The 24,613-nt window shown below is 70.9% G+C and carries 23 protein-coding genes; 10 read left to right on the plus strand and 13 right to left on the minus strand.

Annotation, left to right across the window (positions count from 1 at the left end; genetic code table 11):
• Positions 1-5: 5 nt before the first annotated feature.
• From hisF to hisD, 8 genes are read right to left on the minus strand one after another with little or no spacing between them, the layout of a single operon-like run.
• Entirely contained in the window at positions 6-761 is a 756-nt protein-coding gene (hisF, locus tag ACFVUT_RS09325; protein ID WP_389646118.1) for an imidazole glycerol phosphate synthase subunit HisF, read from the minus strand.
• On the minus strand, positions 758-1,156 hold the full coding sequence (locus tag ACFVUT_RS09330; RefSeq protein ID WP_389646116.1) for a RidA family protein: 399 nt from the start codon (positions 1,154-1,156) through the stop codon (positions 758-760). Before ACFVUT_RS09330 ends, hisF begins: the two co-directional genes overlap by 4 nt.
• A complete protein-coding gene (priA, locus tag ACFVUT_RS09335) occupies positions 1,153-1,878 on the minus strand; it encodes a bifunctional 1-(5-phosphoribosyl)-5-((5-phosphoribosylamino)methylideneamino)imidazole-4-carboxamide isomerase/phosphoribosylanthranilate isomerase PriA (RefSeq protein ID WP_389646114.1) in 726 nt (241 codons plus the stop codon). Before priA ends, ACFVUT_RS09330 begins: the two co-directional genes overlap by 4 nt.
• Positions 1,878-2,531 (minus strand): imidazole glycerol phosphate synthase subunit HisH, encoded by a 654-nt coding sequence (gene hisH, locus ACFVUT_RS09340; RefSeq protein WP_389646112.1) that lies wholly within the window; start codon positions 2,529-2,531, stop codon positions 1,878-1,880. Before hisH ends, priA begins: the two co-directional genes overlap by 1 nt.
• Before the next feature lie 10 nt (positions 2,532-2,541).
• Positions 2,542-2,709: a hypothetical protein gene (locus ACFVUT_RS09345; protein WP_389646110.1), complete on the minus strand. Its 168-nt coding sequence runs from the start codon at positions 2,707-2,709 to the stop codon at positions 2,542-2,544.
• Positions 2,706-3,308 carry an imidazoleglycerol-phosphate dehydratase HisB gene (gene hisB / locus ACFVUT_RS09350; protein WP_389646108.1) on the minus strand — a complete coding sequence of 201 codons (603 nt, stop codon included), beginning with the start codon at positions 3,306-3,308 and terminating at the stop codon, positions 2,706-2,708. Before hisB ends, ACFVUT_RS09345 begins: the two co-directional genes overlap by 4 nt.
• Positions 3,305-4,435: a histidinol-phosphate transaminase gene (locus ACFVUT_RS09355; protein ID WP_389646106.1), complete on the minus strand. Its 1,131-nt coding sequence runs from the start codon at positions 4,433-4,435 to the stop codon at positions 3,305-3,307. The genes hisB and ACFVUT_RS09355 overlap by 4 nt, the downstream gene beginning before the upstream one ends.
• On the minus strand, positions 4,432-5,754 hold the full coding sequence (hisD, locus tag ACFVUT_RS09360) for a histidinol dehydrogenase (protein ID WP_389646104.1): 1,323 nt from the start codon (positions 5,752-5,754) through the stop codon (positions 4,432-4,434). Before hisD ends, ACFVUT_RS09355 begins: the two co-directional genes overlap by 4 nt.
• A 138-nt stretch (positions 5,755-5,892) precedes the next feature.
• Between hisD and ACFVUT_RS09365 the strand changes: the two genes are divergently transcribed.
• The 4 genes from ACFVUT_RS09365 (at position 5,893) to ybaK (ending at position 10,085) form a co-directional block, all read left to right on the plus strand.
• Complete coding sequence (locus ACFVUT_RS09365; RefSeq protein WP_389646102.1) at positions 5,893-7,494, plus strand: oxidoreductase; 1,602 nt, start codon at positions 5,893-5,895, stop codon at positions 7,492-7,494.
• A gap of 266 nt (positions 7,495-7,760) precedes the next feature.
• Positions 7,761-8,798 carry a hypothetical protein gene (locus ACFVUT_RS09370; RefSeq protein WP_389646099.1) on the plus strand — a complete coding sequence of 346 codons (1,038 nt, stop codon included), beginning with the start codon at positions 7,761-7,763 and terminating at the stop codon, positions 8,796-8,798.
• Positions 8,799-8,803: 5 nt separating this feature from the next.
• Positions 8,804-9,547, plus strand: coding sequence for an LON peptidase substrate-binding domain-containing protein (locus ACFVUT_RS09375; RefSeq protein ID WP_389646096.1), 744 nt, complete (start codon positions 8,804-8,806; stop codon positions 9,545-9,547).
• Positions 9,548-9,581: 34 nt separating this feature from the next.
• Positions 9,582-10,085 (plus strand): Cys-tRNA(Pro) deacylase, encoded by a 504-nt coding sequence (gene ybaK, locus ACFVUT_RS09380; protein WP_389646093.1) that lies wholly within the window; start codon positions 9,582-9,584, stop codon positions 10,083-10,085.
• 125 nt (positions 10,086-10,210) lie between these two features.
• Here the strand turns inward: ybaK and ACFVUT_RS09385 are convergent, their stop codons facing one another.
• From ACFVUT_RS09385 to ACFVUT_RS09400, 4 genes are all read right to left on the minus strand, one after another.
• Entirely contained in the window at positions 10,211-10,954 is a 744-nt protein-coding gene (locus tag ACFVUT_RS09385) for an ABC transporter permease (RefSeq protein ID WP_389646091.1), read from the minus strand.
• 34 nt (positions 10,955-10,988) lie between these two features.
• Positions 10,989-11,828, minus strand: coding sequence for an ABC transporter permease (locus ACFVUT_RS09390; protein ID WP_389646089.1), 840 nt, complete (start codon positions 11,826-11,828; stop codon positions 10,989-10,991).
• 58 nt (positions 11,829-11,886) lie between these two features.
• Positions 11,887-12,861, minus strand: a complete 975-nt coding sequence (locus ACFVUT_RS09395) for an ABC transporter ATP-binding protein (protein WP_389646819.1) — start codon at positions 12,859-12,861, stop codon at positions 11,887-11,889.
• A gap of 143 nt (positions 12,862-13,004) precedes the next feature.
• Positions 13,005-14,270 carry an NYN domain-containing protein gene (locus ACFVUT_RS09400; RefSeq protein WP_389646085.1) on the minus strand — a complete coding sequence of 422 codons (1,266 nt, stop codon included), beginning with the start codon at positions 14,268-14,270 and terminating at the stop codon, positions 13,005-13,007.
• Positions 14,271-14,494: 224 nt separating this feature from the next.
• Between ACFVUT_RS09400 and ACFVUT_RS09405 the strand changes: the two genes are divergently transcribed.
• On the plus strand, positions 14,495-14,674 hold the full coding sequence (locus ACFVUT_RS09405) for a hypothetical protein (protein WP_389646082.1): 180 nt from the start codon (positions 14,495-14,497) through the stop codon (positions 14,672-14,674).
• A gap of 99 nt (positions 14,675-14,773) precedes the next feature.
• Here the strand turns inward: ACFVUT_RS09405 and dnaE are convergent, their stop codons facing one another.
• Entirely contained in the window at positions 14,774-18,313 is a 3,540-nt protein-coding gene (gene dnaE, locus ACFVUT_RS09410) for a DNA polymerase III subunit alpha (RefSeq protein ID WP_389646080.1), read from the minus strand.
• Between the two features lie 171 nt (positions 18,314-18,484).
• On the opposite strand from dnaE, the gene ACFVUT_RS09415 reads away from it, so the two are divergent.
• The 5 genes from ACFVUT_RS09415 to ACFVUT_RS09435 all read left to right on the plus strand — a co-directional run bounded on the left by ACFVUT_RS09415 (position 18,485) and on the right by ACFVUT_RS09435 (position 24,581).
• Positions 18,485-19,810, plus strand: a complete 1,326-nt coding sequence (locus ACFVUT_RS09415) for a DUF2252 domain-containing protein (protein WP_389646077.1) — start codon at positions 18,485-18,487, stop codon at positions 19,808-19,810.
• Between the two features lie 64 nt (positions 19,811-19,874).
• Positions 19,875-20,606 carry a hypothetical protein gene (locus tag ACFVUT_RS09420; RefSeq protein WP_389646074.1) on the plus strand — a complete coding sequence of 244 codons (732 nt, stop codon included), beginning with the start codon at positions 19,875-19,877 and terminating at the stop codon, positions 20,604-20,606.
• Positions 20,607-20,654: 48 nt separating this feature from the next.
• The gene (locus ACFVUT_RS09425; RefSeq protein ID WP_389646071.1) at positions 20,655-21,470 is read left to right on the plus strand and encodes a DsbA family protein; all 816 of its coding nucleotides are present in this window, start codon (positions 20,655-20,657) and stop codon (positions 21,468-21,470) included.
• 140 nt (positions 21,471-21,610) lie between these two features.
• Positions 21,611-23,272, plus strand: a complete 1,662-nt coding sequence (locus ACFVUT_RS09430) for an alkaline phosphatase D family protein (RefSeq protein ID WP_389646068.1) — start codon at positions 21,611-21,613, stop codon at positions 23,270-23,272.
• 316 nt (positions 23,273-23,588) lie between these two features.
• A complete protein-coding gene (locus tag ACFVUT_RS09435; RefSeq protein ID WP_389646065.1) occupies positions 23,589-24,581 on the plus strand; it encodes a zinc metalloprotease in 993 nt (330 codons plus the stop codon).
• Positions 24,582-24,613 lie beyond the last annotated feature (32 nt).

Raw genomic sequence — 24,613 nt, forward strand, 5'->3', positions numbered from 1 at the left:
GGCGCTCAGCGGACCGGGTGTCCGGCCTCCCTGAGAGCGCCCTTGACCTCGGAGATCCGCAGATCGCCGAAGTGGAAGACGGACGCGGCGAGCACGGCGTCGGCGCCCGCCGCGATGGCCGGCGCGAAGTCCGCGAGCCGGCCCGCGCCGCCGGAGGCGATGACGGGGACGGTCACGTGCTCCCGGACCGCCGCGATCATCTCGGTGTCGTAGCCGTCCTTGGTGCCGTCCGCGTCCATCGAGTTGAGCAGGATCTCCCCCGCGCCCAGCTCGGCGGCCCGGTGCGCCCATTCGACGGCGTCGATTCCGGTGCCCTTGCGTCCGCCGTGCGTGGTGACCTCGAAGGTGCCCGCAGGGGTGCGACGGGCGTCCACGGAGAGCACCAGGACCTGCCGGCCGAAGCGTTCGGCGATCTCCCGGATGAGGTCGGGGCGGGCGATGGCCGCGGTGTTGACGCCGACCTTGTCCGCTCCGGCCCGCAGCAGCTTGTCGACGTCCTCGGTGGTACGGACGCCGCCGCCGACCGTGAGCGGGATGAAGACCTGCTCGGCGGTGCGGCGCACCACGTCGTAGGTGGTCTCCCGGTCCCCGCTGGACGCGGTGATGTCCAGGAAGGTCAGCTCGTCGGCGCCCTCGGCGTCGTACAGCTTCGCCATTTCGACGGGGTCGCCCGCGTCGCGCAGGTTCTGGAAGTTGACGCCCTTGACGACCCGGCCGTTGTCGACGTCCAGGCACGGGATGACACGTACCGCGAGAGTCATCGCGCACCTGCCCGGTACGCCTCGACCTCGACCTCGACGACCAGGCTCGGATCCACGAAACCCGACACGATGATCATCGACGCGGCGGGGCGCACGTCGCCGAACAGTTCCTTGTGGGCGCGGCCGACCTCGTCCACGTCCCGGGCGTGCGTGAGGTACATCCGGGTGCGGACGACGTCCTCGCGGCCCAGACCGAGCTGCTTCAGGGCGTCGATGGCGACCTTGAAGGAGGTGACGGTCTGCTCGTACGGGCCGCCGGCGGCGATCTGGCCGTTCTCCACCGAGGTGCAGCCGGCGACCAGGACGAGGCCGTTCGGCAGCTGGACCGCGCGCGAGTAGCCGAACTTCTCCTCCCAGGGGGCGCCGGAGGAGATGCGGTTGACGGAGTCGGTCATCCGGACACCACCTGCAACGCCTCTTCGAGGGTGAACGCCTTGGCGTACAGCGCCTTGCCGACGATCGCGCCCTCGACGCCGTCCGGGACGAGCGAGGCGATGGCCCGCAGGTCGTCCAGCGAGGAGACGCCGCCGGAAGCGACGACGGGCTTGTCGGTGGCGGCGCAGACGTTCTTCAGGAGCTCCAGATTGGGGCCCTGGAGCGTGCCGTCCTTGGCGATGTCGGTGACGACGTAACGGGCGCAGCCCTCGGAGTCGAGACGGGCGAGCGTCTCGTAGAGGTCTCCGCCGTCGCGGGTCCAGCCGCGGCCGCGCAGCGTCGTGCCGCGGACGTCGAGGCCGACGGCGATCTTGTCACCGTGCTCGGCGATGATCTTGGCGACCCATTCCGGGGTCTCCAGCGCGGCGGTGCCGAGGTTGACCCGGGTGCAGCCGGTGGCGAGGGCGGCGGCGAGCGAGGCATCGTCGCGGATGCCGCCGGAGAGCTCGACCTTGATGTCCATGGAACGGGCGACCTCGGCGATCTGCGCCCGGTTGTCGCCGGTGCCGAACGCGGCGTCCAGGTCGACGAGGTGCAGCCATTCGGCGCCCGCCTGCTGCCAGGCCAGGGCGGCCTGCAGCGGGTCACCGTAGGAGGTCTCGGAACCGGACTCGCCGTGGACGAGGCGGACGGCCTGGCCGTCGCGGACGTCGACGGCGGGGAGGAGTTCAAGCTTCGGCATTACAGCGTCTCAATCCAGTTGGTCAGCAGCTGGGCGCCGGCATCGCCGGACTTCTCGGGGTGGAACTGGGTGGCCCACAGGGCGCCGTTCTCCACGGCCGCGACGAACGGCTCGCCGTGGGTGGCCCAGGTGACCCGGGGAGCGCGGATATTGGCGTTGGTGACCTCCAGGCTCCACTCGTGCGCGGCGTAGGAGTGCACGAAGTAGAACCGGGCCTCGGGGTCGAGGCCCGCGAAGAGCTGGGAGTCCTCGGGGGACCGCACGGTGTTCCAGCCCATGTGCGGGACGATCGGGGCCTTCAGCGGGGTGACGGCGCCCGGCCATTCGTCCAGCCCCTCCGTCTCCACGCCGTGCTCGATGCCCCGCGCGAAGAGGATCTGCATACCGACGCAGATCCCCATGACGGGGCGGCCTCCGGAGAGCCTGCGGCCGATGATCCATTCACCCCGGGCCTTCTTCAGCCCTTCCATGCAGGCGGAGAACGCACCGACGCCGGGCACCAGCAGCCCGTCGGCGTTCATCGCCCTCTCGTAGTCGCGGGTGATCTCGACGTCCGCTCCGACATGGGCGAGGGCCCGCTCGGCCGACCGGACATTACCGAAGCCGTAGTCGAAGACGACGACCTTCTTCTTGCCGCTCTGCGTATCGCTCACAAGTCGTACCTCAGTCCCAGAGTCCCTGGATCCGCATGACACCTGCGACCAGGCACATCACGGACGCGAGCCCGAGCAGGACGATGACGCCCTTGGGCATCTTCTGCTTCGAGAAGGAGTACACACCGCCGGCCAGGAAGAGGCCGACGACTATCAGGACGGTGTTGAGGCCGGTCACAGCGCGCCCTTCGTGGAGGGGAGGATCCCGGCAGCGCGCGGGTCGTGCTCACTGGCGTAGCGCAGAGCGCGGGCGAGCGCCTTGAACTGGCACTCGACGATGTGGTGGGCGTTGCGCCCGTACGGCACGTGGACGTGCAGCGCGATCTGCGCCTGGGCGACGAAGGACTCCAGGATGTGCCGGGTCATCGTGGTGTCGTACTCGCCGATCATGGGCGCCATGTTCTCGGGCTCGGTGTGCACGAGGTACGGGCGGCCGGACAGGTCGACGGTGACCTGGGCCAGCGACTCGTCCAGCGGGACGGTGCAGTTGCCGAAGCGGTAGATGCCGACCTTGTCGCCGAGGGCCTGCTTGAACGCGGCGCCCAGCGCGAGGGCGGTGTCCTCGATGGTGTGGTGCGAGTCGATGTGCAGGTCGCCGTCGGTCTTGACCGTGAGGTCGAAGAGCCCGTGCCGGCCGAGCTGGTCGAGCATGTGGTCGTAGAAGCCGACCCCGGTCGACACGTCGACCTTGCCGGTGCCGTCGAGGTTGATCTCGACGAGGACCGAGGTCTCCTTGGTGGTGCGTTCGACTCTTCCTACGCGGGCCGCGCGAGTCATGCGTCGTGCTCCTTCTTCAGTTCGCGTACCGCATCGAGGAACGCGTCGTTCTCTGCCGGGGTGCCCGCGGAGACCCGCAGCCATCCCGGTACGCCGTTGTCCCGGACCAGGACGCCCCGGTCGAGGATCCGTTGCCAGGCGGTGTGGCTGTCGGCGAAGCGGCCGAACTGGACGAAGTTCGCGTCCGAGTCGGTGACGTCGTAGCCGAGAGCGCGCAGCTCGGTGACGATCCGGTCCCGCTCGCTCTTGAGCTGGGCGACGTATCCGAGCAGCGTGTCCGTGTGCTCCAGGGCGGCGAGCGCGGTGGCCTGGGTGAGGGAGGACAGGTGGTACGGCAGGCGCACCAGCTGGACGGCGTCGACGACGGCCGGGTCGGCGGCGAGGTAGCCGAGGCGCAGTCCGGCGGCGCCGAACGCCTTCGACATGGTGCGCGAGAGCACCATGGTCGGCCGTCCCTCGATCAGCGGGAGCAGCGAGGGGCGGTGGCTGAACTCGCCGTACGCCTCGTCGACGACGACCATCGACGGCTTGGCCGCCTGGGCCGCCTCGTAGAGCGCGAGGACGGTCTCGGCGTCGACGGCGGTGCCGGTGGGGTTGTTGGGCGAGGTGATGAAGACGACGTCGGGCCGGTGCTCGGCGATGGCCTTCCGGGCGGCCTCGACGTCGATGGTGAAGTCCTCGTTGCGCGGTCCGGAGATCCAGCCGGTGCCGGTGCCCCGGGCGATGAGGGCGTGCATGGAGTACGAGGGCTCGAAGCCGATCGCGGTGCGTCCCGGGCCGCCGAAGGTCTGCAGCAGTTGCTGGATGACCTCGTTGGAGCCGTTGGCCGCCCAGACGTTGGCGACGGTGACCTCGTGGCCGGCGGTGCGGCTGAGGTAGCGGGCGAGTTCCGTACGGAGCTCCACGGCTTCCCGGTCGGGATAGCGGTTGAGGTCGCGGGCGGCCTCGCGGACGCGCTCGGTGATCCGGTCGACGAGCGCGTCGGGCAGCGGGTAGGGGTTCTCGTTGGTGTTCAGCCGCACGGGCACGTCGATCTGCGGCGCTCCGTACGGGGACTTGCCGCGCAGTTCGTCGCGGACCGGGAGATCGTCGATGCGTGTCGTCGGCGGGGTGTTGCTGTGCGTCACTGCTGCGGAACCTTCCAGCCGAACCTGGCCTTGAGCGCGGCGCCGTGGGCGGGGAGGTCCTCCGCCTCGGCGAGGGTCACCACGTGGTGGGCGACCTCGGCGAGCGCGTCGCGCGTGTAGTCGACGATGTGGATGCCGCGCAGGAAGGACTGCACGGACAGGCCCGAGGAGTGGCAGGCGCAGCCACCGGTCGGCAGGACGTGGTTGGAGCCGGCGCAGTAGTCGCCGAGGGAGACCGGGGCCCAGGGGCCCACGAAGACCGCCCCGGCGTTGCGGACCCGGTCGGCGACGGCGGCGGCGTCCGCGGTCTGGATCTCCAGGTGCTCGGCGGCGTACGCGTCGACGACCTTGAGGCCGTCCTCCAGGTCGTCGACGAGGACGATCGCGGACTGGCGGCCGGCCAGCGCGGGCTCGATCCGGTCGGTGATGTGCTTGGTCGCGGCGATCTGCGGCTTCAGCTCGGCCTCGGTGGCGGCGGCCAGCTCCTCGGAGTCGGTGACGAGGACGGCGGCGGCCATCGGGTCGTGCTCGGCCTGGCTGATCAGGTCGGCGGCGACGTGCACCGGATCGGCGGTGGAGTCGGCGAGGATCGCGATCTCGGTGGGGCCCGCTTCGGCGTCGATGCCGATCCGGCCCTTGAGGAGGCGCTTGGCGGCGGCGACGTAGATGTTGCCGGGGCCGGTGACGAGGTTCACCGGAGGACATTCGGCCGTTCCGTACGCGAACATCGCGATGGCCTGGGCGCCACCGGCCGCGTAGACCTCGTCGACGCCGAGCAGGGCGCAGGCGGCGAGGATGGTCGGGTGCGGCAGGCCGTCGAAGTCCTTCTGCGGCGGGGACGCCACGGCGACGCCCTCGACGCCGGCCTCCTGGGCCGGTACGACGTTCATGACGACGGACGACGGGTAGACGGAGCGCCCGCCCGGCACGTACAGCCCGACGCGCTCGACCGGCACCCACTTCTCGGTGACGGTGCCGCCGGGGACGACCTGGGTGGTGTGCGTGGCGCGGCGCTGCTCGCGGTGGACGAGACGGGCGCGGCGGATCGACTCCTCCAGGGCGGCCCGTACGCCGGGGTCGAGCCCTTCCAGCGCCTCGGTGAGCGCGGTGGCCGGGACACGGGTCGAGTCGATCCGTACGCCGTCGAATTTCTCCCCCCACTCGATCACTGCCGCTGAGCCACGATGGCGTACGTCCTCGCAGATGGGGCGCACCGTCTCCAGCGCGGCTTCCACGTCGAACTCGGCACGGGGCAGCAGGTCGCGCAGGGCTCCGCCCTCGGGGAGGGTGTCGCCGCGCAGATCGATTCGAGAGATCACACCGCAATTCTCGCAGACCGTCTCCGGCGTCCGGTCGCCCGTATCACTGGCTGATACATGTCCTGCCCGTCATAGCTGACCAATAGCGTTCACGTCGTCACTCAGAGGGAAGAACAGCTCCGAGCGGAAGGGGCACCCGTGACGGAACCGCACGAAGGCGATTTCCCGGACGGTCTCAGCGCGGCCGAACTGGGCATGTGGCAGGCCTTCAGGAACGGCAGTACCTACGATCTGCGGACCCGTGATCCGGAGCAGGACGATCCGTTCGCGCCCCGCGTCTGGGGACCGGAACGCAGTGTGGACGGGCGGGTCGTCGCCCGGCTGCTGCTGTCCGGGCCGCCGCCGCGGCCCGGCCGGGTCGCCGCGCTGAAGCTCCGGGGCGTACGCGTCACCGGAACACTCGATCTCGCGGGCGGGCGCGTCGCACCGTACGTCGAGCTGACCGGCTGCCGCTTCGAGAGCGAGGTGGTGCTGCCGGAATGCCACTTCACCACGCTGCGGATCGTCGGCTGTGCGATGCCGCGGCTGGAGGCGGCCCGGCTGCGCACGGAGGGCGATCTGCATCTGCCGCGCTGCCGCGTCGCGCACGGGATCCGGCTCACCGACGCGCAGATCGGCACCGACCTGCTGATCAACCAGATCGAGATCGGCCCCGACCGGAACGGGCGCGCCCTGGCCGCCGACGGGCTGGCGGTCGCCCAGGACCTTCAGGCGGAACTCGTGGAGGCGCGCGGCGAGCTGAGCCTGCGCGGGGCGAAGGTCGGCGGTTCGCTGAGCCTGCGCGGCAGCCGGCTGCGGGGCAGGGAGGGCAGGCGCGCGCTGAACGCGCCGCAGCTCACAGTGGAGCGGACGCTGTACATGAGCGAGGCGTGGGTGAGCATCGACACCGGGAACCAGGGCACCACTCCGCCGTACGGCATCGTCATGGCCCCCACCCCGGCGCGCGGTACGCGTTCGCAGTTCTTCGAGTGCCGCGGCGGGGTGCGCCTGGACGACGGGCGCTTCGGCGACGCGGTCGATCTGCACAAGGCGCGGTTCGTCCTGGCCCGGCACGAGGAGCTGTCACTGCGCCGGATCGTCGCCCCGGAGCTGCGGTTCAACGCGGAGCGGCCTGAGGAGGGCCGGGTCGTGCTGAACGGCGCGAGGGTCGTCACGCTGATCGACGTGTCGACCAGCTGGCCGGGGCCCGGCGGTCTGGCGATGGGCGGTTTCGTGTACGAGAACCTCGTCCCGTACGGGCACTTCCCGCTCTCCCGGCGCCTGGAGTGGGTGGCGGCGGCGACCCCGGAGTACGTACCGGAACCGTACGAACGCCTCGCCACGGTGCTGCGCAACTGCGGGGAGGACGCGGACGCCCGCGAGGTGCTGCTGGCCAAGCAGCGGCGGCGCCGCGAGGCGCTGCCCCCGGCCGCGAAGCTCTGGGGCTTCCTCCAGGACTGGACGGTGGCGTACGGCTACCGGCCGGGGCGGGCCGCGGTGTGGATGGCGGTGCTGTGGGCGGCGGGCGCGCTGGCCTTCTCCCAGCACGACCCGGCGGCGATCAAAGGGGACGAGCACCCGTCGTGGAACGCGCCGCTGTACGCCCTGGACCTGCTGATTCCGGTGATCAATCTCGGCCAGGACGGCTACTGGCGGATGGAGGGCGGCTGGCAGTGGGCGGCGGCCGTGCTCGTCCTGCTGGGGTGGATCCTGGCCACGACCGTCGCGGCGGGCGCCTCGCGCCTGCTGCGCCGGGGGTGACCGGAATCCGGCCGCGGCGGGGCGGGAGACCGGGCGTGCCAGGCCCGGAACCCCTTCCGCTGAACGGCCCGCACGGCGTCCGGGGCCGCGGTCGAAAGGCCGGACGAGGCGCGGCCGAAGTACCGGATCCCGATGGCCGGAACCACAGGAACAAGCCAGATCCCCCGCATTCCTTTACCTTCTGTTGACTCTTCCCGGTACAACCAATCCACTCGGCACCAAAGCTTCACAGCGCCCCCCTGGCGCTGTCCCGACCAGCCTTTTTAATGGTCCACACCATGTCATTCCTTCGCGCTCTGCTCCGTACCGCGCGCACCGTCCGGCACTTCCCGCCAGGGTTCGCCGGAGTGCCCGCGGACAACGCGGTGCTGCTCGACGCCCCCGACGAGCGGCTCTCCCCGGCGCTCGTCGCCGCCGCCCTCGGGGAGTACGAACCGGCCTCGAAACTCCTCGCCACCACGCGGGACGGCGCCGAGTGGGAGAACCGGGACCGCTACCTCAGCCGGCTCGTCACGTTCGCCCGCAACCGCGACGGCTGGCTGACCGACTGGCTCGCCGCCGCGCCGCACGACCCGGACGCGCTCCTCGTCAAGGCCGAGCTGGCGGTCCGCCGGGCCTGGGAGTCCCCCGTCCGGGCGGAGCAGTTGCGCGAGGTGGCACCGCTGATCACCGCCGCCGCCGACAGCGACCCCCGCGACCCGGTGCCCTGGCGGCTCGCGCTCGACCACGCGCGCGGCACGCACGCCACGCACACCCTGTTCGGGGAGTTGTGGGCGCAGGCGATCCAGCGCTCCTCGCACCACTACGGCTGCCATGTCGCGGCGCTGCGGTACCTCTCCGCCGCCTGGTACGGCTCGCACCGCGAATGCTTCGACTTCGCCGAGCGGGCCGCCGAGGACGCGCTGCCCAGCTCGCTCGTGCAGGCGCTGCCGCTGCGGGCCGCCTTCGCCCTGCTGATCGAGGGTCCGGACGCACGGACCACCTCGGTGCAGGAGGAACGGATCGACGCGGCGGCGGATCTCGCGATCACGTTGTCCGCCTCGTTCGAACCCGGTGATCCGTGGCCCGCCGAGGTCCGCAACCTGCTGGCGTTCGTGCTGGTCGCCCGGGGCCGCTGGGACGAGGCGCTGGAACAGTTCCGGCGGATCGGCCCCCACGCGTCGTCGTTCCCGTGGTCGTCCGTCTCCGACGATCCGCTCGGCCGGTTCCTCGACGCGCGGGAGGAAGCACGGCTCCGGGTGGCCCGCGCGAGGCCCGTACCGGGCCGGACCGACCGGGGCCGGTCCCACGGCCATTACGCTTAACGGTTGTGACCACCGCTCGCCTGCCCCTGTTCCCGCTGAACGCGGTGCTGTTCCCCGGCCTCGTGCTGCCGCTGAACGTCTTCGAGGAGCGTTATCGCGCCATGATGCGCGAGTTGCTGAAGACCGACGCCGACGAGCCCCGCCGCTTCGCCGTGGTCGCGATCCGCGACGGCCGCGAGGTCGCCCCGACAGCCGCCGGAATGCCGGAGGCGACGCGTACCCCCGCCGAGCGAGGGCCCGCGGACGGCTTCGGCCCCGACCCGATCCAGACCTTCCACCGGGTCGGCTGCGTCGCCGACGCGGCGAAGATCCGGGAACGGCAGGACGGCAGCTTCGAGGTCCTCGCGACCGGCACCACCCGCGCCAAGCTGCTCTCCGTCGACGCGAGCGGCCCTTTTCTGACGGCCGAACTCGAAGAGCTGGACGAAGAACCCGGCGAGGAGGCCGGCGCGCTCGCCGAGGGCGTCCTGCGGGCCTTCCGCACCTACCAGAAGCGGCTGGCCGGGGCGAGCGAACGCTCCCTGACGACGGGCGCCGACCTGCCCGACGACCCCTCCGTCGTCTCCTACCTGGTCGCGGCGGCGGCCGTCCTGGACATCCCGTGCAAGCAGCGGCTGCTCCAGGCGCCCGACACCGCGACCAGGCTGCGCGAGGAACTGACGCTGCTGCGCGCCGAGACCGCCGTCATCCGGCATCTTCCGTCCCTGCCCGCGGTGGACCTGACGCGCGCCCCGACCCACCCCAACTGAAACCGACGACCGAGCGACCCGAGGACCCCGCCCCGTGGCGAAGAAGCCGAAGAAGCAGCAACAGTCCGGCGGCACCCCGGCAACGGTCGCGCTGAGTGCGGCCGGCACGGCGTTCACCGTCCACGCGTACGACCACGACCCGGCGGCGGCCTCCTACGGCGAAGAGGCCGCCGAGGCCCTGGGTGTCTCCCCCGACCGGGTCTTCAAGACCCTGGTCGCGGACGTCGACGGCACCCTCACCGTCGCGGTCGTCCCGGTGGCCGGCTCCCTGGACCTCAAGGCCCTGGCCTCCGCGGTGGGCGGCAAGCGCGCCGCGATGGCCGACCCGGCAGCCGCGGAACGCACCACCGGCTACGTGCGGGGCGGCATCTCCCCGCTGGGTCAGCGGAAGCGGCTGCGTACGGTGCTGGACGCCTCGGCGCGGTCCCACGAGACGATCTGCGTCTCGGCCGGCCGCCGCGGTCTGGAGGTCGAACTCTCCCCCGTGGATCTGGCGTCCCTGACAGGAGCGGTGTTCGCGGAGATCGGCCGGGGCTAGTGCCGCGGCAGGCACCGGCTCGCGACGCCCGGCACTGACTCGCGACGCCCGGCACTGAACGGCACTACGGCGCTGCACGGCACTGCGCTGCGCCGGAGGATCCCGTCCGAACCAGCCCGGATCCGCTACGACCCGGCCGGCGGCACCGGCGGCACGTCTCCGCCCGCACCTGTCCCCGCGCCCGACCCCGGGGCCGCACCCGGCACGGGCCCGCCCGCGGCCCACTGCGGGGAGACCCCCCACTCCGGCTCCGGATCGCGCGGCCCGAACAACGCGGTCAAGCCGAGATGAACGGCCATCGCCCCCAGCGGCCACGCCAGCAACGCTCCCTTGGCCCGCAACTGGAGCGGCGCGTCGAAGACCACGCCCTTGCCGACCGCTCGGGCGTGAGCGACCACGTCCTGGTCCGGCCCGAGCCACACCCCCAGCCGCCAGGCCAGCACGGAACCGAGCAGGCCGCCCAGCGCGAGCCCCACCACCAGGGCGATTCCGCCACGCCGGTGGAACAGGAAGACGGCAGCCGCACAGACGGCGCCGAAGGCCAGAGCCAGCAGCACGAACGTTCCGTCGGCGCCGATCGCCTCCTCGCCCTCGCTGTCGTTGAGGAAGACGGCCGTGCTGTCGGAGATCAGCGGAACCCGCGGAGCCAGCCACACCCAGAGGAGACCGAGCCCGACGCCCGCCACGGTCACGAGGGCGGTGACGACAGCCGCTCGCCGCAGATCCCCACGGAGATCCCGCTCCTCGGGCGAATCCGGCAGGCTGCCGGCAGGGTGACTCCCCGGGCCTCCGGGGCCACCCCATTGCGGCGAGGTCTGCCAGGGGCCGTCGGACGAGGGCTGGTGGGGCGGCGTCAGGGGTGCGGTCACTGTGCCATCGTGCCAGGCGTCCCTGTGGCGTGCCTCACCGGACCGCTGCCCTGCGATATGCCCAGGTGGCCGCCGCCAGCGAGAGGACGCCGACGACGGCACAGACCGCGAGATCCAGTACGACGATCTTCCAGTCGGGGTGGGCGTCGAAGGACCGGGAGAGCGCCTCGACGCCGTAGGTCGACGGCAGCAGATCGCGGGCCCAGACGACCGGCTCGGGCAGCCGGTCGGCCGGCAGGACGCCGAGCAGCAGCGCCGCCGACATGCCCAGCTGCCCGAGCAGCGTGGCCAGCTCCTGCCGGGGAGCGAGCAGCCCCATCGCGGCACCGAGCCCGGAGAGCGCCGCCCCGGAGAGCGGAATGACGGCGACGAGCACCCACAGATGTGTCAGCGGCAGCCCGAACAGCATGCTCCCCGCCACGGCTGTGACGATCGTGCCGGGCACCGTGAAGGAGGCGTACGCCCCGGCCGCACCGAGCACCACCGCGGCGGGCGGCACCGGCAGCGTGGCGTAGTGGTCGAGCCCGCCGCCGGCCCGCAGCTGCCCGAAGTACTGGGCGAGCAGATTGAGCGCGACGAACGCCACCACGAGGACGCTGGACCCGGCGACGACGGCACGCGCCTCGACGCCGCCGTCCACGACGCCGCGCATCAGCACCATGATCCCCACGGACTGGAAGGTCGCGACGAAGAGCAGCGGGATACGGGCGACCCTGGCCCGGGACAGCTGAGCCCGGTAGACCGCCGCGAGGGAGGGGAACAGCCGGGCCCGCGGCGCAAGCGGCACGGCAGCCGCCGGTCCCCCGCCGACCCGTCCGTCCTCGCCGGTCCGGACGGGTCCGGTCACCGCCTGCGCGGGAACGATGCTCGTCACCTGGCACTGCTCCTGTTCGCTCCCGGCCCGGCCACGCCTGTGCACCCGATCGCCCCGCTCATGACTTCACCAGCCCCTTGGCCCCGTCCCCGCCGAGGGCGAGGTAGACGTCCTCCAGGCTGGGCGTCGCCAGCGTGAAGTCGTCGAGCGCGGCGAAGGCCGCACCGCCGGTCACCGCGGCGACCGCCGCCCGCGCCTCGTCGGGGCAGAGCCGCAGCACCCAGCGCCGCCCGGACTCCTGCGCCGATCCGCGCAGCGCGGCGACCTCGGGCACGTCCAGCGGCGCCCGTTCACGCCACACCAGCTCGACCCGGACCTCGCCCGCGACCCGCTCCTTGAGCCCGGCAGGGGTGTCGCAGGCGATGACCCTGCCCCGTTCGATCACGGCGACCCGGTCGAGCACCGTCTCGGCCTCGATGACGTTGTGGGTGACGAGCAGCACCGTCGTGCCGCGCTCGGCCCGGCGCCGGTCCACGGCGGCCCAGACGGCGCGCCGTGCGACAGGGTCCATTCCGGTCGTCGGCTCGTCGAGCACCAGCACCGGCCGCTCGCCGACGAGCGCGGCGGCGAGGCAGGCGAGCCGCCGCTGCCCGCCGGAGAGCTTCCTCAACGGGCGGCCGGCGATCTCCGTGAGACCGAGTTCGTCGAGTACGGCGTCGCGCTCGGCGCGGGCGTCCCGTACCGCGAGGCCGCGCAGCCGTCCGGTGGTCTCGGCGGCGAGCGACACGGTCAGTTCGTCGAGGGCGGTGGACTCCTGCCCGAGGTATCCGATCAGCCGGGAGGCGCGCTCGGGATGGCGTACGAGATCGTGGCCGAGCAGCGTGACGCTGCCGGAGTCGGGTCGCATCAGCCCGGTGAGCTGCCGTACCAGGGTGGACTTTCCGGCGCCGTTGGGGCCGAGGAGTCCGAAGATCTCGCCGCGCCGGACATCCAGGCTGATCCCGTCGGTGGCGCGTACCTCGGGCGTGGCGGGCGCACCGCGGCGACCGCGGGCTGCGGGATAGGTCTTGACCAGATCACGCACCGCGCACACGGTCCCGGTCGCCGTCTGCGCCTGTGCTGTGCCCGTACTCACGAGGTACGAGAGTACGGGGTCGGATGCCCCTGATCGCGCGCGGGGCCGTGCCGGTGGGGCACCGGCGCCGCGAGCCGGCCGGCCGCGAGGCCGCTGTGCCCTCAGTCGCCGGACGGAGTCGTCCGCTCCTCCGCCGGGGCCTGCTCCGCCGCGGCCCGTACGTCGATCTCCCGCCAGAAGCCCGCCCGGATCGCGTAGCGGTCGTGTTCGTCGATCTGGTCGTCCTTGTGGGCGAGCAGGCCGAACCGTGCCGCGTACCGCAGCAGTTCTCCGTCGATGCGGTGCGGAATGCGCGGATACATGGTCGACAGCGTCTGGAGATGAGCGGTCTCCGGCAGGCGCTCCATCCAGCGGCGGGCGAAGACCTGACCCACCTCGAAGGGGTCACCGCCGACGGTCGTGATGTCCTCCTCGCGGTCCGCCCAGCGCTGCTCGGCGCTGGTGAGCTGGGCCAGGGTCGGGAGGGACGCGGTCTCGGCGGGCTCGCCCAGGGGCCCGCCGCGCTCCATCCAGCCCTTGTCGGAGGACCAGCGCAGGGTGGCGTTGGCGGGCGAGGGCTGGGCGGGCTGGACGCCGGGGCCGCGCAGGCTTCCCGCCAGGTCCTTCGGGGTGGGCACGCCCTTCGCACCGTGGCCGGGCCGGTCGGCGGGGCTCTCCCCGCGCACCGGCCCCGCGCCGTCGTCGGCGGCCGTCCGGGCCTGTGAGGCCCGCTCGGCGGAGGCGGCGAGGGCCGCCTCGGGCAGCGGCGCCGAGAGGATCGCGGCGATCTCCGGGCGGGGCGCGGGCGGCGGGGCGCAGACACCGCCGGTCTCCTTGGCCTGTACGGCCTGGGTGATCCAGGCCCGGTCGAGCACCCTTCGTTCGTCGGCCTCGGCGACCAGGTCCTCGGACTGGTTGTAGTCCCCGTCGGCGGCCTGGACGGCCCACAGGTGGACGGCGACGCCGTGTTCCTTGGCGGACATCAGGCCGGGCAGCAGATCGCCGTCACCGGTCACCAGCACCACATCGGAACAGGCCCGGTTCCTGGCCAGTTCGGTGAGTTCGGCGTGCATGGCGGCGTCGACGCCCTTCTGCGCCCAGCGCCCGTCGCTGCGGGTCAGGGCACCGAGTCGCACGGTCACCCGGGGCATCACCCGCAGCCTGCGGTGTTCGGGCTGCGGTACGCGGTCGGGGGCGCCGTCGAACCAGTAGATGCGCAGCAGCGGCAGCTGCGTATCGTCCTCGGCCAGCTCGCGCAGGCCCCGGATGAGGGCCGCGTGGTCGACGGTGATGCGGGAACGGGCGGGCTCCCCGGCCAGCAGGCTCGCGGCTGCGCCCAGCAGGTAGCCGGCGTCCACGAGGACGACGCAACGGTCCACGTGTTCCACCCCTCTTCCAGAAGTTCGGGTGTGGTCTTTGCCAAGGGTTTCCATCGAGTCTGCCCGACGGCACGGGGGTAGACGTCCGGAACTCGATCATCGGCGTGGCGGATCCGGAAAACGGCGCATAATACCCCACCGCTACGCACAGTAATGATCCAACATGCACCGTTTATTCCCTCATGTGAATCTGAACGCGGTCCTGGCCCCGAGAGTCCCCCAGGAGGAACACCATGGCCAAGAACAAGAACCGCAAGCAGAGCGGCCGGCAGAACCGCGCGTCCGGTCCCGAGCACGGTGCGCAAGAGGACAAGGCGACGACGTACGAATCGCAGATACAGCCTCAGTCGCAGGCCCAGGGCAGCCCTGGTGATGCCGCCCGTAAGCATCAGCGGCGCTTCGGCCACAACTGACCGGGCGGATTCTCCGGTCCGGCCGCAGGCCGGGTGGCCGAGAGGGGCGCCCCGCGGCCGCGGGGCGCCCCTCTTGTGCGTCTGCCGGTGCGGTGCCGCTCAGCCCGCCAGGCAGGACGGTCCGAGCAGCACCTTCAGGTCACCGAAGAGCGCCGGGTCGGGCTTCACCCGGTGCCGGTCGAGCCGGAGCACCGTGGTCTTGCGCGGGCCCTGGAGCCTGATCCGCACCTCGGTGTCCCCCCGGTGGTTGCTGAGGACCTCGCCGAGGCGGCTGACCATCGGCGGGGTGATCTTGACCGTGGGGATGGTCAGGACCACGGGGGCGTTGGTCCCGGCCGAGGAGATGTCGGGGACCTGCATCTCCATGGCGACGAGCCGGGGCACGTCCTCCCGCTTGTCGAGGCGTCCCTTGACGAAGACGACGGTGTCCTCGACGAGCTGGGTGGAGACCAGCTGATAGGTGGCGGGGAAGAACATGCACTCGATGGAACCGGCCAGGTCCTCGACGGTGGCGATGGCCCAGGCGTTGCCCTGCTTGGTCATCTTGCGCTGGAGGCCGGAGATGATGCCGCCGACGGTGACGATGGCGCCGTCGGCGTGTTCCCCGCCGGTGAGCTGGGAGACCGAGGCATCGGCCTTGTCGGACAGCACGTGCTCCAGGCCGAAGAGCGGGTGGTCGGAGACGTACAGGCCGAGCATCTCGCGCTCCTGCGCCAGCAGGTACGACTTCTCCCACTCGATGTCGGAGAACTCCACGTCGAGCCCGAAGCCCGGCTCGTCGCTCTCCTCCTCGCCCATGCCGCCGAAGAGGTCGAACTGCCCCTCGGCCTCCTTGCGCTTGACCTGCACCACGTTGTCGATCATCGGCTCGTGGTGGGCGACCAGGCCCTTGCGGGTGTGGCCCATCTCGTCGAAGGCGCCGGCCTTGATGAGTGATTCGACGGTGCGCTTGTTGCAGACGACCGCCTCGACCTTGTCCAGGAAGTCGGGGAAGCTGCTGTACTTCCCCTTCGCCTTGCGGGAGCGGATGATCGAGTCGACGACGTTCTGGCCCACGTTGCGGACGGCCGTGAGGCCGAAGAGGATCACGTCGTCGCCCTGTGCGGCGAAGTTCGACAGGGACTCGTTGACATTGGGCGGCAGCACCTTGATGCCCATGCGGCGGCACTCGTTGAGATAGACCGCCGACTTGTCCTTGTCGTCCTTGACCGAGGTCAGCAGCGCCGCCATGTACTCGGCGGGGTAGTTCGCCTTCAGGTACGCGGTCCAGTAGGTGACCAGGCCGTACGCGGAGGAGTGCGCCTTGTTGAACGCGTATCCGGCGAACGGGACCAGCACGTCCCACAGGGCCTGGATCGCGGCGTCGGAGTAGTCGTTCTTCTTGGCGCCCGCCTGGAAGAGGACGAAGTTCTTCGCCAGCTCGTCGGCCTTCTTCTTGCCCATCACGCGGCGCAGGATGTCGGCCTCGCCGAGCGAGTATCCGGCGACGATCTGGGCGGCCTTCTGCACCTGCTCCTGGTAGACGATCAGGCCGTAGGTCAGGCCGAGCGTCTCCTTGAGCGGCTCCTCCAGCTCCGGGTGGATCGGGGTGATCTCCTGGCGGCCGTTCTTGCGCTCGGCGTAGTTCGTGTGCGAGTTCATGCCCATCGGGCCCGGTCGGTACAGGGCCGAGACGGCGGAGATGTCCTCGAAGTTGTCGGGCTGCATCTGGCGCAGCAGGGAGCGCATCGGGCCGCCGTCGAACTGGAAGACGCCGAGCGTGTCACCGCGGCAGAGCATCTCGTACGTCTTCGGGTCGTCCAGCGGGAGGCCGAGCAGGTCCAGCTTGACGCCCTTGTTGCTCTCCACCATCTTGACGGCGTCGTCCATGATGGTGAGGTTGCGCAGGCCGAGGAAGTCCATCTTCAGCAGGCCGAGCGACTCGCACTGCGGGTAGTCCCACTGCGTGATGGTGACGCCGTCGGTGTGCCGCACCCAGACCGGGGCGTGGTCGACGATGGGCTCGCTGGACATGATCACGCCTGCGGCGTGCACGCCCATCTGCCGGACCAGGCCCTCGACGCCCTTCGCGGTGTCGATGACCTTCTTCACGTCCGGCTCGTTCTCGTACATCCCCCGGATCTCGCCCGCCTCGCTGTAGCGCGGGTGCTTCGGGTCGGTGATGCCGTTGAGGTCGATGCCCTTGCCGAGGACGTCGGCGGGCATGGCCTTGGTGAGCCGGTCGCCCATGGCGTACGGGTAGCCGAGGACGCGGGCGGAGTCCTTGATGGCGTTCTTCGCCTTGATCTTGCCGTACGTGCCGATCATGGCGACCTTGTCGGCGCCGTACTTCTCCGTCACGTACCTGATCACTTCGACGCGCCTGCGCTCGTCGAAGTCGATGTCGACGTCGGGCATGGAGACGCGCTCGGGGTTGAGGAACCGCTCGAAGATCAGTCCGTGCTCGATCGGGTCGAGGTCGGTGATGCCCATCGCGTACGCCACGATCGAGCCGGCCGCGGAGCCTCGGCCGGGGCCGACCGCGATGCCGTTGTTCTTCGCCCACATGATGAAGTCGGCGACCACCAGGAAGTATCCCGGGAACCCCATCTGGATGATGACGTCCATCTCGTACTCGGCCTGCTTCTGCCGGTCCTCGGGGACGCCGCCCGGGAAGCGGCGGTTCATGCCGACCCGGACCTCCTCCTGGAACCAGGTGATCTCCGTGTAGCCGTCCGGGATGTCGAACTTCGGCATCAGGTCGCGCTTCTCGAACATGCCGCTGGTGTCGATCTGCTGGGCGACCAGCAGCGTGTTGGCGCACCCCTCCTGCCAGGCGTCGGAGGAGTCGACGCCGTACATCTCCTCGGTCGTCTTGAGGTAGTAGCCGGTGCCGTCGAAGCGGAAGCGGTCCGGGTCGGAGAGGTTCTTGCCGGTCTGGATGCACAGCAGGGCGTCGTGCGCGGTGGCCTCGTGCGCGTAGGTGTAGTGCGAGTCGTTGGTCACCAGCGGCGGGATGTTCAGCTTCTTGCCGATTTCGAGGAGCCCGTCGCGGACCCGGCGCTCGATCTCGATGCCGTGGTCCATCAGCTCCAGGAAGTACTTGCCCTCGCCGAAGATGTCCTTGTAGTCGGAGGCCGCCTGGACCGCCTCGTCGAACTGGCCGAGCCGCAGGCGTGTCTGCACCTCGCCCGAGGGGCAGCCGGTGGAGGCGATCAGGCCCTCGGACCACTGGGCGATGGTCTCCTTGTCCATGCGCGGCCACTTCTGCAGCCAGCCCTCCGCGTACGCGTCCGAGGACAGCCGGAAGAGGTTGTGCAGGCCCGTCGCGTTCGCCGCCCAGATCGTCTTGTGGGTGTAACCACCCGAACCCGAGACGTCGTCACGCTTCTGGTGCGGCTGGCCCCACTGGATCTTCCGCTTGTGCTTGCGCGACTCCGGGGCGACGTACGCCTCGATGCCGATGATGGGCGTCACCTCCGCCTTCTTCGCCTGGTGGAAGAAGTCGTAGGCACCGTGCAGGTTGCCGTGGTCCGTCATCGCGATGTGCGACATGCCCATTTCGTTGCACGCGTCGAACATGTCCTTGAGCCGCGCGGCACCGTCCAGCAGCGAGTACTGGGTGTGGACGTGGAGGTGCGTAAAGGGCGGCTTGGTCACGGCGCTGTGCCTCCGGGAAAACGGGCGATGACGGACTGGGGGGACAGCGTGGAAGTCTACGTCTCCGAGGTGACAGCCGAGGGGCACTCCCGGGTACGGTCGCGCGTTGGAAGGGCTGAGAAGTCCGTCCTTTTTGTCATGCACGCCAGGTACCAGGAGAGGCAACCAGAGATGTCGGAAGCGCAGACCGGCGCAGCGCAGCGCGGGGAGCAGATTCTTGAGGTGTTCGACACCGCGTTCGGGGAGCTGCTGGCCGCCGATCCTGCCGCCTTCCGGGTCAAGTTCCGCAAGATGGCGGGATCGGCGTTCGCCTTCTACCGGGGCACGGCGTGCCTCTTCTACGGCGACCTGGCGCACGAGCGGCACGGCGGCCCGTATCTGGACGAGCGGACCGGAAGGGTGTGGATCCACGGCGATCTGCACGCGGAGAACTTCGGCACGTACATGGACGCCAACGGCCGGCTGGTCTTCAATGTGAACGACTTCGACGAGGCGTACGTCGGCCCGTTCACCTGGGACCTGAAGCGGTTCGCCGCCTCCGTCGCGCTGCTCGGGTACGCGAAGGCGCTGGGTGACGACCAGATCACCGAGCTGGTCCGGATCTACGCGGCGGCCTACCGCGAGCGGATCCACGCCCTGTCGACGGGCGCGAAGAACGACGAGGTGCCGCCCTTCACTCTCGACACGGCCGAGGGCCCGCTGCTGGACGCGCTGCGTGACGCCCGGTCGCTGACCCGCTTCGCGCTGCTGGACTCGATGACGGAGATCCGGGACTTCGAGCGCCGGTTCGCGCCGGGCGGCGGCTCGATCGATCTGGACGCGGCGACGCGCTACAAGGTGCTGGCCGCCTTCGACGGCTATCTGGAGACACTGCCGGAGTCGAGCCTGACCCGCCCCGACTCGTACCGCGTGAAGGATGTCGTCGGCCGTCGCGGCATCGGCATCGGTTCGGCCGGGCTGCCCTCGTACAACATCCTTCTGGAGGGCAACAGCGACGCCCTGGAGAACGATGTGGTGATCTATCTCAAGCAGGCACAGACCCCCGCGGTCTCCCGCCACGTCACCGACACGGCCGTGCGCGAGTACTTCCAGCACGAGGGCCATCGCACGGTGATCTCGCAGCGTGCCCTGCAGGCGCACGCCGACCCGTGGCTCGGCTGGACCGAGCTGGACGGGGCGGGTCATCTGGTCGCCGAGGTGTCTCCGTACGCGGTCGATCTGGACTGGTCCGACATCGACGAGCCGGAGGAGATCGCCGCGGTCGTCGCCGACCTCGGCCGGGCGACGGCGACGATGCACTCCGCGGCGGACGACGAGAGCGGCCACTCGCTGGTTCCGTTCTCCACGGAACGGGCGATCGACGCCGCGATCGCGGCGGACGAGGAGGGATTCGCCGGCCTGCTGGTGGACTTCGCCCACAGCTACGGCGCGCGGGCCCGCGCCGACCACCAGATCTTCGTGGACCTCTTCCGCAACGGCCGCATCCCGGGGCTGTAAGGCACCGCACACCGGCGACCCCTTTAGCGGTCGCTTACAGGTTCGCGTGCGACACTCCTCGGCGATGGACATATCCGGGACGCAGCTCAGAGTCGTTCGCGCGGCGCTTTTCACAGCGCTCGTCGTGACGCTCTCCGCCGCGTCCCACGTACTGCTCTCCCGGGTCGCGCTGCCGCTGACCGTCGTCGCCCTGCTGGCCGGCGCGGTGTTCGCCGTGGCGTACGCGCTGGCCGGCCGGGAGCGCGGTTTCGGGGCGATCGCCGGACTGCTGGTCCCGCTGGAGCTGGCCGCCGACACCGTCTTCACGACCGGCCAGCACCTCTGTTACGGCGCGGCGGGCGGCCCCATCGCGGGGCCGTTGCGCTCGGTCGGCGTCGACGTGCTCTGCGGCGGCGGCGACATCGGCGCCGGCGCGCCGAAGCTCGGCGGCGTCGGTGACGTCGGCACCCCGCTCACCTCGGTGACCGGCGGCGGGCACACGGCCGCCGCGCTGCTGGCCTCCCCGGGCCCGGCGGTGCCGTGGCTGCTGCTCGCCGCCCACGTGACGGTCGGGCTGCTCGCCGCGGCCTGGCTGCGGCGCGGCGAGGCCGCGCTCGCCGGCCTGCTGGGCGCGGTCGCCGTCCTGGCGTTCCGGCCGCTGCTGATCGCGGTCGCCGTGGCGGGTGGGGCCCGCCGCCCCGCACGCTGCGGGACGCACCCCGCCGGACGCGGCCCGCACCTGCCCGTACACGCCCGTCTGCTCGTGCACTCCGTGGGACGGAGGGGACCACCGCGCTCGGCCCTCGCCATCGCCTGAGCACATGGATCCCCGCCGACAGACCACCCACACCATGGAGAAACGAACATGAGCAAGCGCAACAGCCAGTCCAACAAGGCGGCGGCCCGCGAGCGGATGCGGGCCGAGCGCGAGCGCCAGGCCAAGAAGGACAAGGCCCGCCGGCAGATCGTCGTCGGCGCCTCCATCGTGGCCGTCCTGGCGGTCGTGGGCGCCGGTGCCTGGGGGATATCGGAGCTGAACAAGCCGTCCCACTGGGAAGCGGCCAAGGACGCGAAGGACGTCACGGTCCCCAAGAACACCTCGGGCGACAACGGCACGACCGTCGTCATCGGCGAGTCGACCGCGAAGAAGACCCTGGAACTGTACGAGGACTCGCGCTGCCCGATCTGCGCCTCGTTCGAGCAGACCGTCGGTGAGACGGTGCACAAGGACGTCGACGCGGGCAAGTACAAGATCAAGTACATCGGTGCCACGTTCATCGACACGAGTGACAACGGCGAGGGCTCGAAGAACGCGCTGAGCGCGCTCGGCGCGGCGCTCGACGTCAGCCCGCAGGCGTTCCTCGACTACAAGTACGCGCTCTACTCCGCGAAGTACCACCCGGAGGAGAGCGACGACAAGTTCAAGGACGACGCGTACCTGATCAAGGTCGCCGACACGGTCGACGCCCTGAAGGACAACAAGGCGTTCCAGAAGAACGTCGAGGACGGCACGTTCGACAGCTGGGCGATGAAGATGTCCGCGGCCTTCGACAAGAGCGGCGTGGAGGGCACTCCGACGCTGAAGATGGACGGCAAGGCGCTCACCGGCTCGGACGGCAAGGCCGCGCCGATGACGGTGGACGAGTTCAACACCGCGATCTCCGCCGCGCTGAAGGGCTAGCAGCGCGGCCGGGTCCGGCGCCGACCGGGCCGAGCCGGACCGTTCGAACGGCAAACCCCCGGCAGCGGCTCCCCGACGGGCAGGCGAACTTCCGTCATTCGCCTGCCCGTTCGCCGTACCCGTCAGTAGGGTGCTGCTCCGTGACCAGTCGACACGTAACCTCGCAGCTTTCCGCACCCAGCCGCCGCGCGGTCGTCAAGGCCGCTGCCGCCACCGCCGTCGTCGCGCCCGTGCTGGGCGCCGCCACCACCGCGCATGCCGCGGACGGGCCTGCCTTCCTGCACGGCGTCGCCTCCGGTGATCCCCTTCCCGACGGCGTACTTCTGTGGACCCGCGTCACCCCGACCCCCGACGCCGTGCCCGGATCGGGCCGCGGCGCCGATACGGCGGTGCGCTGGGAGGTGGCCGCGGACAAGGAGTTCGCCCGGGTCGTGGCCCGGGGCGCGGCCGTCGCGAAGGCCGCTTCCGACCACACCGTCAAGGCCGACGTGCGGGGGCTGAGCCCGGCCACCGCCTACTGGTTCCGCTTCTCGGCGGGCGACGGTACGGAGACCTTCTCGCCGGTGGGCCGCACCCGCACCGCGCCCGCGACCGGGACGGCCACGCCCGGCGTGCGCTTCGGAGTGGTGTCGTGCGCCAACTGGGAGGCCGGGTTCTTCTCCCCGTACCGGCATCTCGCCGCCCGCGCCGACCTCGACGCGGTCCTGCATCTCGGCGACTACATCTACGAGTACGCGTCGGGCAGTTACCCGGACGCGAAGTACGTCGTACGACCGCACGAGCCGCGGCACGAGATCCTCACCCTCGCCGACTACCGGACCCGGCACGGCCACTACAAGACGGACACCGACCTCCAGGCCCTGCACGCCACCCACCCGCTGATCGCGATCTGGGACGACCACGAGTTCGCCAACGACGCCTGGTCGGGCGGGGCCGGGAACCACACGCCGGAGACCGAGGGTTCCTGGGCCGAGCGGGCGGCGGGCGCGAAGCAGGCGTACTTCGAGTGGATGCCGGTGCGCGCCTCCACCGAGGGCACCGTCTACCGGCGGCTGCGCTTCGGCGACCTGGCCGATCTCCATCTGCTCGATCTGCGCACCTTCCGCTCCCAGCAGGCGACGATCGGCAGCGGCTCGGTCGACGACCCGGACCGCACGATCACCGGCCGGGCGCAGCTGGACTGGCTGAAGTCAGGCCTGGCCGGCTCGGACGCCACCTGGAGGCTGGTCGGTACATCGGTGATGATCTCGCCGGTGGCGTTCGGTTCCGTGCCCGCGCATCTGCTGGCGCCGCTGGCCGAGTTGCTGGGGCTGCCCACCGAGGGACTCGCCGTCAACGTCGACCAGTGGGACGGCTACACGGACGACCGCAAGGAGCTGATCGGGCATCTGCGGGACCGGTCGATCACCAACACGGTCTTCCTGACCGGCGACATCCACATGGCGTGGGCCAATGACGTGCCGGTGAAGGCGGCGACGTACCCGCTCTCGGCGTCGGCCGCCACCGAGTTCGTGGTGACGTCGGTGACCTCGGACAATCTCGACGACATCCTGCACGTCGCGCCGAAGACCGTCTCGGTGGTCGCCGCCGCGGCGGTCAAGGCCGCCAACCGCCATGTGAAGTGGGTGGACATGGACGCGCACGGCTACGGCGTCCTCGACGTGACCGCCGAGCGCGCGCAGATGGACTACTACGCGGTCTCCGACCGGACGAAGCGGGACGCGACCTCCGCCTGGACGCGTTCGTACCGAACGCTCAGCGGGACACAGAAGGTCGAGCGGGTGGACAACCCGGTGCTGTGAAGTCTGTTCTCGGCCAGACCGGTTCGTGTTGACGGTGCGTTACGTCGCTACGGCGGGTGGTGTCCGCCCTGCCCCAATGGGGACACACCACCCGCCGGGGTGACGCGCGACGTTACGTCCGCGTATCGAACTCCCGGGCCCGGAGCCCGACCACCCCACGTTCCTCCCCATCCGCCCGTGAGCGAATGGGCCTGATCGCCGCTCCCCAAGAGATGACATGCGCACGTAATCTTCGACGGCAGGCGAGGAAATCCCTCTCCCCCCACATCATTCGCGAGGAGTCCACGTGCGCACTCTTGCCCGCCTATCACCGCGTATGCGTCACCGTGCGATCGGCACCGCCGTCCTGGCCGGAACCCTGGCCCTGGCACCGCTCTCCGTCTCCACCGGCTCCGCCGCCGCGAAGGCGTCCGCTTCGTCGACGTCCGCCGCGTCGACGTCCGCGTCCGCCGCATCCGCCGAGAAGTGCGCGAGCGGGGCGGGCACCGACGCCACCGCGCGCGAGGCCCGCCCCTCGGGCACCGAGCACGCCGCGGAGCCCAACGAACTCACCGCGTCCCAGGCCAAGGCCATGGACACGCAGCTCAAGGAGAGACTCGCGGCCCGCCGGCTCAGCGGCTCCACGCTCACCGTCGCCGCGGCGACCATCCCGGTCTACTTCCACGTCATCCACTCCGGCACCACCGGCAAGCTCACCGCGGCCGACATCAGCAGCCAGATGAGCGTGCTGAACGCGGCCTACAGCGGCCAGGGCACCGGCAACACCAACACCGGCTTCCAGTTCTCGCTGGCCGGCACCGACTACACCGACAACGCCACCTGGTACAACGTCTCCTCGGGCTCGTCCACCGAGCGGACGATGAAGACGGCGCTGCGCAAGGGCGGCAAGAACGCGCTCAACGTCTACACCGCCAACCTCGGCGGCGGCCTGCTCGGCTGGGCCACCTTCCCCAGCTCGTACTCCTCCAGCCCGAGCATGGACGGCGTCGTCATCCTCGACGAATCACTGCCCGGCGGCTCCGCCACCAACTACGACGAGGGCGACACCGCCACCCACGAGGTCGGCCACTGGCTGGGGCTCTACCACACCTTCCAGGGCGGCTGCAGCGGCAACGGTGACTACGTCTCCGACACGCCCGCCGAGGGCAGCGCCGCGTTCGAGTGCCCGACCGGGCGCGACACCTGCACCAGCGCGGGGGTCGACCCGATCCACAACTTCATGGACTACACGTACGACGCCTGCATGTACCAGTTCACCGCGGGCCAGGTGCAGCGGATGAGCGACAGCTGGACCGCCTACCGGGCCTGATCCGCCCCGTCCGTCCGACGGGTTCCGCGCAC

It is taken from the genome of Streptomyces sp. NPDC058051 (assembly GCF_042885475.1).
Taxonomy (GTDB): Bacteria; Actinomycetota; Actinomycetes; order Streptomycetales; family Streptomycetaceae; genus Streptomyces.

Coding starts and splice junctions, on each gene's coding strand:
- hisF (WP_389646118.1), bottom strand. CDS start 761: ATGACTCTCGCGGTACGTGTCATCCCGTGCCTGGACGTCGACAACGGC.
- ACFVUT_RS09330 (WP_389646116.1), bottom strand. CDS start 1,156: ATGACCGACTCCGTCAACCGCATCTCCTCCGGCGCCCCCTGGGAGGAG.
- priA (WP_389646114.1), bottom strand. CDS start 1,878: ATGCCGAAGCTTGAACTCCTCCCCGCCGTCGACGTCCGCGACGGCCAG.
- hisB (WP_389646108.1), bottom strand. CDS start 3,308: ATGACTCGCGCGGCCCGCGTAGGAAGAGTCGAACGCACCACCAAGGAG.
- ACFVUT_RS09370 (WP_389646099.1), top strand. CDS start 7,761: ATGGTCCACACCATGTCATTCCTTCGCGCTCTGCTCCGTACCGCGCGC.
- ACFVUT_RS09405 (WP_389646082.1), top strand. CDS start 14,495: ATGGCCAAGAACAAGAACCGCAAGCAGAGCGGCCGGCAGAACCGCGCG.
- ACFVUT_RS09415 (WP_389646077.1), top strand. CDS start 18,485: ATGTCGGAAGCGCAGACCGGCGCAGCGCAGCGCGGGGAGCAGATTCTT.
- ACFVUT_RS09420 (WP_389646074.1), top strand. CDS start 19,875: ATGGACATATCCGGGACGCAGCTCAGAGTCGTTCGCGCGGCGCTTTTC.
- ACFVUT_RS09425 (WP_389646071.1), top strand. CDS start 20,655: ATGAGCAAGCGCAACAGCCAGTCCAACAAGGCGGCGGCCCGCGAGCGG.
- ACFVUT_RS09435 (WP_389646065.1), top strand. CDS start 23,589: ATGCGTCACCGTGCGATCGGCACCGCCGTCCTGGCCGGAACCCTGGCC.